The following is a 14,175-nucleotide window of genomic DNA, read 5'->3' on the forward strand; positions in this document are numbered from 1 at the left end:
TTTCCATCATCTAAATGGCGGACTCAAATCGAGGAATAATATAATTAACTTGGAGATATATTAATTTTTCTTATGTGACATTTGTAATAAGCCATACCTTCATCATCTTCAGATCGATCATTAAGCCCAATATGGTAGAGTTCTGAGTGTTCTAATCCCAGCATATCCAAATAAGACAATATAAACTGAAGTTCAAAATTAGAATTCTTATGCAAATTATCTTGTTCTTCATCTGTCAAATAAATAACGATAAATTCTTTTGCACCTTTTTCCAGCAAAGTAATACTTTCAATTAAACTTTCATTCCTAAAAATTTTTATTTTCTTAATAGGTGATCCTAAATTTTTTAAATGAAAGCTTATATCCTGCTGTTTATGCTCATAACCTTGCTCTCCAGTAAAAGGATTGGCCTCTACCATCACTATTTGTTCAGGATCAAAATGCAAACCTTCAAATTCTAATATTGGTTTAGCTTGTTCATGCCGAACTTTTTGATCATCCTCATGAATTTTTATTAATTTTTTCTGTTCCTCAACGCTATTTTTCAATTCAGTGGCTTGAAGACGTAATGATTTAGTATTTTGCTTTAATTCGCGCCCTTGTTGGAGATATCCATAAACCAACCATAAAAAAGCTAAAGGCGAAAAAACACCAGCTAAAAAATCTCCTTTCTCATTTAACTTCAATGAATTAAATTCATCTAAATTAATTATAAAATTACAGCTTAAATATAAATATGAAATGGAGATGATGGTGATTAGAACCATCCCAAAATTATCTTTTATTATTTGCATGAACATACCCATAAATCACGAATATTGTTAATTAATTTTGATTTCCATTGGTTGAAAATCATCAATATGCACCTGTTTGGCTTTCAATAAATCCTGACGTTTACCATCTACAATCAAGACGGCGCGCTTAACCAGAACTATCCAAGTGCGATCTGCTCCACACATAGTTTCTGATTCTATAAATACATTAGTTGTCGCTTTGCCTGATAGGTTTTGGACATCGCCGTAGGTATTACATTCTCAGAAGTGCCTTGAACCCCACCGGCTTTATCCTTTGCTATAAGATCCAAATATAACTTGTCATTGGTACCCAGAAAATCATGAATGGTTACGTCCACCACGGCGGAACAAATACCAGAATTCACATAGCTAGTTCTGGAATGTTGCAAAGTGATAGGCGTGGCTAAAGCTATTGAACTCACAAAAGTTAATAATGAGAAGATTGATATTTTTTTCATAATGAAAGGCTACCTTGTATCAAAGCCATAAGTGAATCTAAGTTATCCCAACCAACATCTACAATTTTTGTTGTTAGATGCTTTAGACCTTCTGCTGGTAGCTCTTTAATTGCATCAATCATTGTAGTTTTGCGCTCAGGGCTAAGATCAGAACTCATGATTTTTGTAGCCAGAATAGCCTTTAGCTGCTCAGTTTCAAACTTGATAGTCACGGTACCTAATATTGCAGATAGGCCACCGTCATTTGCTAAAAAGTCCATACCTGTATGAGTGATTTCCGACAAACCAAATTGTACTCGCCCTCTTCCACCCCCAATTGATTTAGAAACAAAAATACTTTTTTCAGTAATCAGTCCATGTGATTGTAAATAATAAAGATTAGCTACAGCTTTATCACAATCATCAGATCCATCCTGAAAATCTTTTGAGAAGTCATATGTGAAAGGATACATATCGCTGAGTACAGTGAGTAGTTTGAGTTGTAGCTCTCTATCTAAAATCATTGAAATCGTTTCCCCCAGGGCTTTAATGAATATAGTTCTCTAAAATTATCCAGCTTTTCTTCTTACCATCATAAATAGGCTGTAACTTTGCAACAGTTACATAGTACCAAAATCCATGACGTTCATTATGGATCGGAAGCACAACAACAAAATCCCCCTTATTAAATTCAGCTTTTATATTTCCACACGGCGCACTCACCTCTTGGAAGCCATCTTGAGTGACAAGGTTGACTTGAACATCTACAGCAGATCGCCCCATATCTCCCATAACAGATTCTTGAAGCGTTTTTTGTATTGATGCATCCTCAAGAACAAATCCATGGATAGGCTGATTATGCTTGATCTGAGAGCTATATTTTTTACGAAGAAACGCCGTTAGATCCTCTGAAGTATCAAAAATCAAAGCTTGGTTACTCTTAGCCTTCTGAAACATCAATATTGCTATTATTAAAACTAGAATGATTACGGCGATTATGACGTATAGCATTTAGATTCTCTTTATTTTGTTATCTATGAATAAGTTATTTTTCTACTCTAACTGAAAAATCAAAAGGAGCCGAAGCTCCTTTTTTTATTGTCCAAATGCTTTTCCTGTATCTGGAGCACGGGCCTCATCAAAACCCTCACTCCAATCGAAATCACCAAGCCATTGAGTACGATCCTGCTCACGCTCGGCTTTACGCATTAATTTTTCACGATAGCCAGGTGCAATTGTGTCTTGAATACCATCAAATATCATTCGATTAGTAACTGCTTTGGTATACCAAAGGTTTTGAGCAGGTATTTTATTCTTAACGAATCGGTATGCTTCATTGCCTGCATTGGTATCTTTACCCTCATACCATTGATTTAGGTTACCAAAAGTCAAACCTAATATGGCTTTTGCATCACTACCGAATGGACCAGTCATAAAATCAGTCGTATCACGCCCACTTGGATCCATACCTGCTACTAGGATGTCACCTACTATTGGCATTCCACCGCCAGCCACGAAAGCACGTGTGAAAAACTTTGCTTCTGTTTTTAAATCGCCGTCATCATCAAACATTGTGGCAGGATCATTACCTAATGCTAATTCTTTAAGTTGAACAACTAAACCACCCAAAAGTGAAGTCATGCCTAACAATGATCCTGCATACCATGCACGACTAGCCCATCCATTTTTTGCCATAGCACGACTTCCATGTCTCATAAGGAATGCCATTGGAAAAGACTTAAATTGAGCCACACAGCGCCAAATCTCCCCCATTTCAGTACCAGATCTACCAAATTGAAACTTAGTACGTTCACGTAATCCAGACTCAATAACTGCCATGCCTTGTTCATCTAAGATATGTGTATGTAGACGTGTTGCTACAGCATCTTTGATTTGTTTTGGATTATCACCAAAGCCTTTTAATAAATCATCTGGAATATCATAAATAGATTTTGCAGCAAGTAGTTGGTTGCCACTTAGATCCTCTACTGGTCTGGCCAACTTCCATACATTCCAATCTAATTCAGACAGACCTGCACCCTGGAGTAACTCCCGATCTACGGCGCTTAAGTCTACCCAGTTTTTATTTCTGCTTAGATCGGCATACTTATTCATCATCATCTTAGAGAATGCGATTTTACTTGCTGCTGTTAGAGCATTTAGACCGGATACTCGTAAAACTTGTGTAGCCAGACCATTTGAAGCTTGAGCTAACTTTTCAGCTGTACCATGTACAGATGTTAAACCATCATCAGACCAGCGATTAATAGAGCCTAACATCTCTTGAGTGGCTAAACCTAAACTATGCGCTAACTCTCTATCCTGCTGGTTCAGGGGATTTAAAGTCTTGATTAATTCACCAAAAGTTTTCCAATATGATACGCCATGTACATGAGCTGTTTTAGCAATCATTGCTTGATCTGTAGCTGAAGAAAGGACTGTTCCACCAAGCATTGAGGCTACATTCATCGAACGATAAGTTAGACCTGCATTCGCCAAAACTTTACTTTCCGCTTGGTTAGCCCCCATAAATTCATCAAACATATCTTGTGCACGTATTAAGCTCTTTTCAGCTTTATCTACTGGAATACCTTTTTCTTTAGTGTCGATCTGCTTGGCATGCTTAGTTAAAATTTCAAAATTCTTTTTAGGACTACTACCAAAGGTTTCAACTAAAGTAATATCACGTGACATGCTATAAATATGCTGACCAACAATATCAACAAATTGCATTCCGCCATATTGAGACTGATAATCTAACCAGGCATCAGCATCTTTAAAATTAAGCACACGTCCTTCTTGATGCTTATTCGTAGTCTTACTGCTGACATTGGCACCTGCCTTCCCTGCTTCAAACTTATCTGCGCCGTTAGTAACAATAGTAGTGTAGATACCGGACAGGACATCTTTCATTTCTGCACTACTTAACGGATATCCATCCTTATCCAAAAAGTTATCTGATTTCAACAGAGGTTTTATGTCATTAAACCAATTATCAAATCCAGCCTCAGCGACTTTTTGAGGGCTATGATGTTGGGGCAATGCATAATCCTTACGCTTTTTAATATCACCTCCAGCACGGTTAAATCGCTCAAGAACATCATTAAAAGTTTTCGTTATACCTTGAGAAGCCTTAACTGCAATTGTGTCCCCGGTTGCTTCTCCGTGTAACTCTTTAACAATATTTCGCACCAAATTTTGATCTGTATATATTCCTAAAGCTCCTTTAATATTCGTATAGGTATCCACCAATTGTCCTTGATAAATATCAGATATCGCTCTGGTCTTTGAGTCTACGGACTGAATACCTGACATATCTCCATATGCCGCAACCATACGATCAATACGCTCACTGGCAGAAATACGACTATGAGTATCCTTTAATATCTCTAAATTTTTAGAATGAATTAAAATATCCTGTACGGCGATACGCTTCTTTCTAGCCAAATCACTTTGAATATCTATAGCAACCTGCTTACTGGCCTCGGAAAGCTTCTCAATATCCGATAGTCCTCGCCAACGTTGAATATCTTGTCTGGCAAGATTAACCATTGTTTGATTTATTCGTACTTCTATATTTATTGCTTCTTGAGCAGTGAGGCTTTGCTTACCCAATGCTGTTGCTACTGCCTGCTTACACTTGTCTTTCATCTTCATATTCTAATTCCTGTAATTCAGAACAATGCCAGCACTGCCCATTTAATACAGTTAATTTAGAACAGTGATAGCATTCAAAAAATGGGTGTGTCAGAAAGCAATGAAGGAGCCGAAGCTCCTTAGTTTATTGATCAAGAATTAATAGCTCTGATTATTTCCAGCCTTTAGCACCGGCAGCTATGGTATTGGCAGCGCCAGCCGCCAAAGCCGTACTGGCATTACTCTTATACTGACTTGCTTCGGCCTTTAATCGTTGTGATGAGTTATAACCGGTAATTTCAGTCATATTTGCATCATAGTTTCCGGCACGTTCAATTTCATCATTAATCACAATTGACGTACCCTCATTCACATCTAAGCCATTTTCAGCCAGTGATGCTCGTGCTGTAGATTGTGCTTTCTCCTTTTCTTTACGAATACGTGCTGCTTCAACCCGACCTTGGGCGGCTGTAGCTTTTGCATCCGCTTCAGCTTGTTCTTGCATTCCCTTGTTATTTTGGTAGCTTGAATACCCTGTAATCGCAGCACTTGCTGCTGCTGCCACTGCTGCTGCTGCCACCCATGACATTATTTAATCTCCTTGCATTTGCTCGGAAGTGATGCAAGAAATTGATCAATCTCATGATCCGGTACAATTACTTGCTGTTCAATTAGCTCAAGATCGGTTTCATTGGTTGGATGCACAGTGATCCAAGAACTATCTTCATGAAAATAACCAATACGCTTTGTACCTGGCATGGATTTCAAAACAACTGGTGCGGTTAGAAGCTTAATGCCCTTTTCAGTAGCAACGGTTAATGAGCCAGTCAGCAAGATATTTATGTGCTCATTACGATTCATTTTACCGACCACCAAAGTTCCAGCCTTTGCATTCATCTGACGCATGTAAACACCTGGTGCAAAGTAATCCACAACATTGATTTCTGCAGATTGCATATCTCCTGCTTCAATTCCTTTTTCTAATTGATTTTGTAGCCCTAATGCTGCTTCAATATAAGACTCTTGCTGCAAGTCACCCAGTATATGTGCCAATAATTCCGTATTTTCTGGTGAGATGATTTCGCTCATATTTACTTCTACAACTTCATTAATAAAGTTTTAGTCTATAGCGGAGTATGTGCAAAAAAATGGGTATATCAGCCATTAAAAAAGAGCCTGTTATGGCTCCTTTTTTAATCCGTAATATTTAGGAGAATTCATATAATTAGCAATATTCCCACGAGTAATTGTTTTTCGACCTTTCCATAATTGTTGAAGCACTGGTCTCGTAAAGCTAACCTTTTTAAGAATTAGATTCAGCTCATAATCAAAGGTATTTTTATTCAACAATCTTTTGAATGGACGCTGAGGAGCCAAATGGTATGCAGTAATAATCAATACATTCGGTGCAGAACTTAAGCTTTTTATAATTCCATGCAAGTTACAGAAAAAATAATGCTTATAATTTTTGCCAGCCAAATAAGTGAGCCGATAAATTAACTCCTCTAGATGATCCGCAATTTGTAATAACTGTGCTTGATAAGCTACTTCGAACAATTCACCTGATTCTTTACAATTAATATCCCTCTTAAATTCATCGATTAAAAACTCAACCCCCTTACACAATTGAATTGCTCTATCCATATCATCACAATTTAGGGGCTTGTATGTCATATTATTGATCGCCATTTATTACATGCTCCAGTGCTTAATTCTTGGGACATCTTGATCTTCTTTACCAGTGAATATTTTCCAGAGTTCAATAAATGCCTCACCTGCCTCGTAATTAGGCTTGCTACCACGGCACCATTCTTCAATAGTTGATGGACCTGATATTGGTAAGATGTATGCAATTTTCTCCCCTGTCATTTCATGGTGCTTTTTTAATTCATTAATCATTTCTTTATAATTTGGTGCGCCGTAATGGATAGTATTTTTAACGAATATTAGCCTTTTAGATACTTCGAAATTATTAAGTTCAATATAAACCCCCATAGACCCCTCCATAATTTTCAACTTATTAAGAAGTAATCTAAGCGCCTAAAAATTGGGTATATTTTCCAATAAAACGCGCGCGCGCGCGAGGCAGGGAGCAAAACACTATATTTCTAGCTATTTTCACCCTATAGCACTGCCGTTATAACAGCCTTCTTATCCTGGATAACTACGGCGACAATGAGTGAGCAAATAAGATTTATAGTAGGTACTTTCATATCATTCTAATTTGCTCTACAAGCCCACTAAAAATATTGACGTACCATTTATCATTTTTTTAATTCAAATCACTCACAGCTCAAACCAGTGCAAAATTGGTGCATATATCAAGTTAGTTTTAAAGTTTACTCTTGGGTATGGAAGAAAATTTAACCTTGAATTAGGACGGCGCTCTCTTAAAAGAGAGATGATAGATTCTATGGTAGATTCATTGATAGGTTCTGCATCCCAAAAACGGGTACATTCAAAACCCCAAAAACGGGTACATTCAAAATCCCATATTTGGGAATATTACCGTTTTCAGAATCATACCAAAAACGGGCAAATTAAATAGCTACTACTAAAGCGAACTACAAATAGATAGTTTTTACTCATAAACATTTTCAACTCCCTGACTTGTATTTAATATGATCAACCAATAATCTTAATTTTTATATTATAGAAACAGGTTACGATGTCCATTCAATCCATATCCTCAACTATTTCGAGACTTAATAAAGATCTAGCTGATGTAACTCATAGGATGAGTTTAGAGCAAAAGAAAGCAAGTGATGTCACAGCCAAGGCTATTCAAATCCAAACATCAATCACTAAGACCACTACAGCTAATACACTAAAATCCAAGCTTTCTGAAATCAGTAGAAAAGAGCAAGAAAATGCACAGGTCCAGAAAAAAATTTCAGACCTCCAAAAAAAGAAAACAGACATTCAAAACAAGTTATTAAAAGAAAATCAGAACTTAGCAAAAGCTGAAGCGACAGAACGCAAAAAATTAGATGCTTTAGCTAAGAAGCAACAAAAGGAAGAAATTGAACATCAGAAAAAACTGAAACGTGAAATTGAAAGTATTAAAGCTTCCACCCAACATATCACTGATGCCACTGCATCGCCTTATCTCGATGTCATAGCAGAATCTGAGCCTGAATATGATTTATTCATCTCACATGCTTCAGAAGACAAAGAGGACTTTGTACGACCTCTAGCCGAGACATTACAAGGGCTAGGTTTAAAGGTTTGGTATGATGAATTTTCTATGAGAGTTGGAGATAGCCTGCGTCGAAAAATTGATAGTGGTCTAAGGAATTCACGATATGGAACTGTAGTTCTGTCAGCAGATTTCATAAAGAAAGAATGGACCAACTATGAATTAGATGCATTAGTGGCTAGAGAAATGAATGGTCATAAGATGATATTGCCAATTTGGCATAAGATAACCAAAACCGATGTGATGAACTATAGTCCAAATCTTGCGGATAAAATTGCTTTGAATACTTCTGTTAGCACTATCGAAGAGATTGCTTATAAGTTGGCTGATGTTATTTTAGAAAAATAGCCTGAGATTTATAATTCAATAACGTTATTCTGAACATGGGGAGTAGTAAAAACTATTCCTCAAGTAATTATGTTTTAGACATTTTAATATCAGGTTTTGATGCAGTAACATAGTCGACATTTATAAAATAATCAAAAGTACGGACATTTAGCATATATCTATAATTCTATGATTTATCCGTAAAAACTATAAAACTCTAATGCTTAGTGTATAAGGCTTTGATAGGGTTTTTCATGTCCTTTGTGATGTCAGAATTTATCATGATCTAATAAAATTTTTATCAAGTGGACTTAGATTTCGTAACATTATTAAAAGCATTTTTATTGCTCCCTCTCTATTAAAAAGGTAAATCTATTTAGAATAAAAACTAAGTTCCAAATACCTATGAATATTGATAGACGAATTCGAGCAAAGTATCAGTAAGTAAGACTATGCACGGCGCAAAATTGCGTTGTCATCAACCAAGCATTTTAATAGTGATTGTTTTTTATTCATGTCTACCGTTACTCAGCCTTAAAACCGATGTTACATGCAAAATAACCCTGTTTTTTAGGTTCGTTACATACGGAAAAACTGACCGTTTCATACATAACTACAGTTCATTACTCAGCCCGAAAAAGCACCGTTACATACTCAATGCTATTGGTTTTAATTCACGCCTTTATCTTATTTTTAATTTCAATTTTTAAGCCATGCTTTATGAGCTTAACCAGTACTTTTAATGTTTGGCGGCATCACAATAAACGCCCCTATAAAACAGCATCAAAGCCACAATATACATGACTATAGCTATTTGCTGGTTATTGGATTTCGTCCTGCTAAATCACTCAAAATCTACTTGGACAAGGTGCGCCGTAAATATTCTATAAAGCTACCTATAAGCCTTATCAATCATAGAACACAGCTCCTTTATATGTTTTTCATAAAACTGCATTCTGTCTAAGTACGTCTAAGAAGAATTCATATTTGTGTAGGATAAGACTTATTAAATATTTCCTTGATGAAGCTCGACCAAGACACCATTAAAAACAGCCTAACGTCCTTGTATTTCGGGAAGTACAGATAGTTTAGATGCATGCTTTCTCACCAAGAATCATCAAGGGAAATTCTTTATTTTGTCCTGCTATACCCTGCAAAAAATGCCGTATATTTTAGTTATATAGGCACTGTTTATTTTTGTTCTCCACTAAACTCTTTAAAGTCTGCTTTACGTATTTTGGCATGAATTCCTTTTGTTTTATCCACAACCTGTGAAACTTCAAAATCTGTAGCAGCACTTAAATAAGCATAGGCAATTGCCTCATCAATACCGTATTCCTGATTTAAAAAACGGATTGCTTCACGAGTGGATTTTTTCATTGCCTCATCTAAATCTACATCTAAACCCGGTGTAATCCAAAATTCAGCATTCTCTGCTAAAGGTTGCACAATTTTCTTACCAGGAATTTTATCTTTTCCTGCTTTTAGTAAAGTAAATTTAAGTGTTGCACGAGCGGAAGCCTCAAGTGCTGTCAAAGCTACTTCACCATCGCCTTGTGCAAAATGACTATCACCTGTGTAGAACAGAGCACCTTTGACTTGCACGGGATAGTACGCAGTTGATCCAGCGCCTAATTCATTGATATCAATATTACCGCCATACATTGCTGGCGGAACAGAATGAACAGGCTCGGAGGTATTCGCAGCTACCCCCATAATGCCCATAAATGGATAAAGTGGGAAACGAATGGACTTACCTGATTCTGTTTTTAGGACACCTTCATACTCACCTTTGGAATTTTTTTCTATAGGGGTGAATACTGAAACATTGCCATATCGTTCAGGATGGGCAGCGGAGGCATTTTCTTGTTTTGGCTTTTTCGGAAATTCACCAACTAGAGCACCTTTACCATGACGGCTGGAGATGACGCCATAAGGAACACGCGGCTCAACCTTAATCACTTCTACTTTTAAGACATCACCCGGTTGAGCACCTTGAATTTCAACAGGACCAGTTACAATGTGCGGACCATCTTTATGAAAATCATGATTCAATTTAGATTGAGTAATTTTTTTTGCTTCATCTAAAATGTATTCGGCTTTAACACCTTTTGATTTAAAAAACTTTTCTGCATCGCGTCCTTGATCTTCAAGTAAACCTTCATGCGAAACTGTATCAAAAGTCACTACACTGCCAGATGGAACAGAAATGACAGGCTTAGCATCTTTATTTGGTAAATATCCCCAAGTAATCGTATTTAAAGTCGAAGGTACATAATAGTTACCTTTGTATTCACCATCTTTTAGCTGAACAGGTTTGTTTGATATTTGCTTAAGAACATTAAAATTTTCAGCATAGGCTGCTGAAGTACCAAGAGCACTGAAAACAAACAGTGGAATGAGCGTGTGCTTAAACATAGAACATACCTTTAATAATTGAAAAATAAAAATATTGTAAATACGTCTACAGCAAATTCCATGCCACGGTAAAATTGAGTTTATTGAATAATTTAAATGAAAAATGCACTATTTTCTTACAGCCATCCGATTTAATCAGGTGCATAAGTGAGTAAGTGACAGCAAAGACCGCTATTTTTTCACTCAAAATTGAAAATGCTATTTTGTGTCGCTACGTGTCGCAAGAAATGTGAAAAATTACTTATTTGATCTAAGTACATCCAAGTAATTTTTGTTATACAGTGCATTTATATACAAAAATAAAAGAGAATTATTCCATAGAGCAATACCCCTCCTAACATATGTTTGAGAGATAAAATACACGGCCCTACAGTAGTTTCCTTAGAAACAGAGCAATATCCTGATCTGGTAGATCTAACCTGGCTTACTAAACGCTTTCCGATGTCAAGAGATACCCTTTCTAGGCAATTAGAACTATTCAATATTGGCAGTACTGGGAAGAAACTTTATGATCCGAATATTGGAGTGCCTTTTTTAAAAAATAAAATTGAACATAAACCTGGGCGGTAAAGGAAAAACTAACAAATGAATAGACAGGAACCGAAGCTTAATACTTATACAATGTTATGTATGCAATATGTCTCCCCCGTAGTACATCTAGATACTATTGTTCAAGACTTCTTTACCCATATCGATGTGAAAACCGCACGTAAGAAAGCTAATTTTCATGAACTACCTTTTCCAGCGTTTAAAATTGAACAATCAGCAAAAGCTCCATGGATGGTACGACTCGAAGATTTTGCAATCTATCTTGATCAACAATATGCCCTGCATCGTCATGACTATGATGCTATGAATAAATAATCCTCTGTTAAGCCAACAATCAAAATTTCAAAGTTTAAATAATTTATCTCCGAATATAGCAAAATATAGTTGTTGGAAAAGCACCCAATAAAAGTTATAACTCTCATGATTTATAAATTTTTTATTTTATTATTTTTTGGGGTTCTTATGTCATACATCATCAAATTGATATCAGAAAATTCCTACATCATTCCTGATGATGACGGTTGGCTTACTACTACAAAGTCACAGCAAGAAGCGATTGATATAGGACTCTTTGATGATATGGAATCCGCAGATGAAACAGCACAAAGTTTCAGTGGGGGGATGACCAGAGGCATTGATTACATAATCCAGCCAGTTTCTAAAGACCCATACCATGTTGTGGAAATTATTATTCCTGAAGAAATTTCCCCGAAACTAAAAGATATCAATAGCTTCATTAAGAATGGTAAGGCACATATATTCCTTACTAATGTGACGACTGCAAATGATGCTATGGATGGCTTTACTCGTTATGGGGTATCTACCGGTAAAAATGCTGTGCTGTATAAAGATACTCAATATGAAGCTCGTAAAGAGGCTATTTCACAATACCTAAATGAGCGTTTTGGCGATCAATGGAAAATAAATTTAGTACCAGTTCAAATATAAGTTATATCCAACACTAGCCATAAATATTTGGCAAGCTAATCTCTCTTTAGAATAAATCGTACTTATTACGAAGCGAAGGTTTTTTAAAATAAGTTTTAATTTTTACAGGGGCCACAATGAATAAACCGGTTGCATTTTCCGTTCATGAATTTGATCTTGAACCAAAAAAGTTAAAAGACTTACACAAACCCAAGGAACATGTTGAGATTTGGGACTACTTCGCAGCAATTGAGTCCTATAAAAATTTTGAAAAATACATTTATTCATTACATAAAGGTCAATTACGAGTACATTTGCGAAAAATTTCATTAGATAAATCTAAAAAACAAGCTAAGTTATTGATCGTAATATCTGATAAAGATGCAAGAAATAGAAGTTTTACTGATACTGAAACCGGAGATACACGCCTCACTGATAAAAAAGAGACCGAGGGTGATGATTGCCGTATCCATTTAGTATTCTATGTAGTTTCAAAATATAAGGCTATTTTAGGTATTGAACGTGAAAGAGGATCTGGAATAAACTCGAACTTAGTAAGGGTCTTTTTCAACAACTTGATAGAAGACATCCGAGAAAACAAACCTGACCTTCCATTATTTCACGAAGATCACCCGTCAGGATTCAGGGAGAAAGATGGTTCATATGTGCAGCTCCATCGCACAGTAGCCTGCAATGTTGATAATAGGTTCAGTAATGAAATCCTAAATGCCTTTAAAATGGGTAAGATTAATAATTTACAATTAATTTATAAAGAAACTCATAATCAAAATGATAATTTACCATTTATTCGGAGAAAAAAGTCTCAATTACATTTTGATATTGACTCTCAATTTATCCCCAATCAAATCACAGATCAAAAAGCAATTCAGAATACAATTAAGCAAAGATTAAATAAAATCTCAGACTGGTTTAAGACAGAAGAACATATTCCAATCAGTGAGCAAGTATATCGCATTGAATACTCGGATGATCAAGGTTACCCCCATAATGTGACATACTCTCCTAGTGAAGGGCTGGATCTATTATTTGCAAAAACCTTTAAATTAGATCCCAAAGTCTTTAAATTTCAAGCTTGGGAAAAAGAGCCTAAAATTAATGATAGTCTTTGTGATAGAGCTTTGATTGAGCTAAAACGAAGTTGAGGATATTCAACTATGATCAAAAATATATTTAGGCCATGTGATTATCTAGATATATCCTGGGCGCAAAGTGAAGATGATGAAATTAATAAGCAAAACAAGGAAAATGCAGCTGATAAAGATAAAGTAGACTGGGTTTATCCAGTTATTATTGCAATTTTCTCTACACTCATAGCCTTATTGATTTCTCATTTTATTCAAGTTTGTACAGAATCATGTAAGACAAATTTTTTCCAAAATGATGCTTTTGGAATTGTTTTAGGTTTTTTACAAACACTACCGGGATTCTATATAGCTGCATTAGCAGCTATATCCACTTTTAATAATCCAGATATGGATAATCCAATGTCTGGTAGTCCCCCTTTGGATAAAAATTTCAATGAAATGAGTAGACGTAGATTCTTAGCTCAAGCCTTCTCTTACCTAACTTTCTTGAGTATATGTTTATTTTTATTTTGTACAGTTATTAAATTCTTTTTCAGTATTGGAATTTTAATTCTAAATTATTATTTAAATTTAGTTCTTTATGGAATATCAATATTCTTTCTAACACTATTCTTTTCACAGATGATCTTAATTACCTTTTATTGTCTATATTACTTGGGTAATAGAATTCATATTCCTAATGACCATTAATCCCACTCCGGTGGGTTTTCTTTTTCTTACCCTATTTTATAATTCAAACCCTAATAACGAAGTGAAAGTTTTAGGGATTAAAAAAAGCACCG

The 14,175-nt window shown here is 35.7% G+C and carries 14 protein-coding genes and 1 pseudogene; 5 read left to right on the plus strand and 10 right to left on the minus strand.

Going from position 1 to position 14,175, the window contains the following annotated elements:
* Window positions 1–44: 44 nt before the first annotated feature.
* The 9 genes and pseudogenes from E0H80_RS02175 to E0H80_RS02215 form a co-directional block, all read right to left on the minus strand.
* Window positions 45–794, minus strand: coding sequence for a hypothetical protein (locus E0H80_RS02175; RefSeq protein ID WP_131362695.1), 750 nt, complete (start codon window positions 792–794; stop codon window positions 45–47).
* 27 nt (window positions 795–821) lie between these two features.
* Window positions 822–1,252 (minus strand): annotated as a pseudogene (locus tag E0H80_RS02180) (hypothetical protein).
* Window positions 1,249–1,755 carry a hypothetical protein gene (locus tag E0H80_RS02185; protein ID WP_131362697.1) on the minus strand — a complete coding sequence of 169 codons (507 nt, stop codon included), beginning with the start codon at window positions 1,753–1,755 and terminating at the stop codon, window positions 1,249–1,251. The pseudogene E0H80_RS02180 and the gene E0H80_RS02185 overlap by 4 nt, the downstream one beginning before the upstream one ends.
* A 22-nt stretch (window positions 1,756–1,777) precedes the next feature.
* Entirely contained in the window at window positions 1,778–2,188 is a 411-nt protein-coding gene (locus tag E0H80_RS02190) for a hypothetical protein (protein ID WP_228259936.1), read from the minus strand.
* Window positions 2,189–2,326: 138 nt separating this feature from the next.
* Window positions 2,327–4,882: a hypothetical protein gene (locus E0H80_RS02195; RefSeq protein ID WP_131362998.1), complete on the minus strand. Its 2,556-nt coding sequence runs from the start codon at window positions 4,880–4,882 to the stop codon at window positions 2,327–2,329.
* Between the two features lie 157 nt (window positions 4,883–5,039).
* Entirely contained in the window at window positions 5,040–5,456 is a 417-nt protein-coding gene (locus E0H80_RS02200) for a hypothetical protein (protein WP_131362701.1), read from the minus strand.
* Window positions 5,456–5,956, minus strand: a complete 501-nt coding sequence (locus E0H80_RS02205) for a hypothetical protein (protein WP_131362703.1) — start codon at window positions 5,954–5,956, stop codon at window positions 5,456–5,458. Before E0H80_RS02205 ends, E0H80_RS02200 begins: the two co-directional genes overlap by 1 nt.
* A 90-nt stretch (window positions 5,957–6,046) precedes the next feature.
* Window positions 6,047–6,556, minus strand: coding sequence for a hypothetical protein (locus tag E0H80_RS02210; protein ID WP_171457796.1), 510 nt, complete (start codon window positions 6,554–6,556; stop codon window positions 6,047–6,049).
* A gap of 3 nt (window positions 6,557–6,559) precedes the next feature.
* A complete protein-coding gene (locus E0H80_RS02215; protein WP_131362705.1) occupies window positions 6,560–6,862 on the minus strand; it encodes a hypothetical protein in 303 nt (100 codons plus the stop codon).
* Between the two features lie 673 nt (window positions 6,863–7,535).
* On the opposite strand from E0H80_RS02215, the gene E0H80_RS02220 reads away from it, so the two are divergent.
* Window positions 7,536–8,414: a TIR domain-containing protein gene (locus E0H80_RS02220; protein WP_165494269.1), complete on the plus strand. Its 879-nt coding sequence runs from the start codon at window positions 7,536–7,538 to the stop codon at window positions 8,412–8,414.
* A 1,170-nt stretch (window positions 8,415–9,584) separates the two neighbouring features.
* Here the strand turns inward: E0H80_RS02220 and E0H80_RS02225 are convergent.
* Window positions 9,585–10,811: an acetamidase/formamidase family protein gene (locus E0H80_RS02225; RefSeq protein WP_131362709.1), complete on the minus strand. Its 1,227-nt coding sequence runs from the start codon at window positions 10,809–10,811 to the stop codon at window positions 9,585–9,587.
* Between the two features lie 585 nt (window positions 10,812–11,396).
* Here E0H80_RS02225 and E0H80_RS02235 point away from each other — a divergent pair.
* The 4 genes from E0H80_RS02235 to E0H80_RS02250 all read left to right on the plus strand — a co-directional run bounded on the left by E0H80_RS02235 (window position 11,397) and on the right by E0H80_RS02250 (window position 14,083).
* Window positions 11,397–11,675 (plus strand): pyocin activator PrtN family protein, encoded by a 279-nt coding sequence (locus E0H80_RS02235; RefSeq protein ID WP_131362711.1) that lies wholly within the window; start codon window positions 11,397–11,399, stop codon window positions 11,673–11,675.
* A 147-nt stretch (window positions 11,676–11,822) separates the two neighbouring features.
* Window positions 11,823–12,308: a hypothetical protein gene (locus tag E0H80_RS02240; protein ID WP_131362713.1), complete on the plus strand. Its 486-nt coding sequence runs from the start codon at window positions 11,823–11,825 to the stop codon at window positions 12,306–12,308.
* A 116-nt stretch (window positions 12,309–12,424) separates the two neighbouring features.
* Window positions 12,425–13,450 (plus strand): hypothetical protein, encoded by a 1,026-nt coding sequence (locus tag E0H80_RS02245; protein ID WP_131362716.1) that lies wholly within the window; start codon window positions 12,425–12,427, stop codon window positions 13,448–13,450.
* Window positions 13,451–13,462: 12 nt separating this feature from the next.
* Window positions 13,463–14,083, plus strand: a complete 621-nt coding sequence (locus E0H80_RS02250) for a hypothetical protein (protein ID WP_131362718.1) — start codon at window positions 13,463–13,465, stop codon at window positions 14,081–14,083.
* The last annotated feature ends 92 nt before the right edge of the window (window positions 14,084–14,175 follow it).

Source organism: Acinetobacter sp. ANC 4779 (assembly GCF_004331055.1).
GTDB lineage: Bacteria > Pseudomonadota > Gammaproteobacteria > Pseudomonadales > Moraxellaceae > Acinetobacter.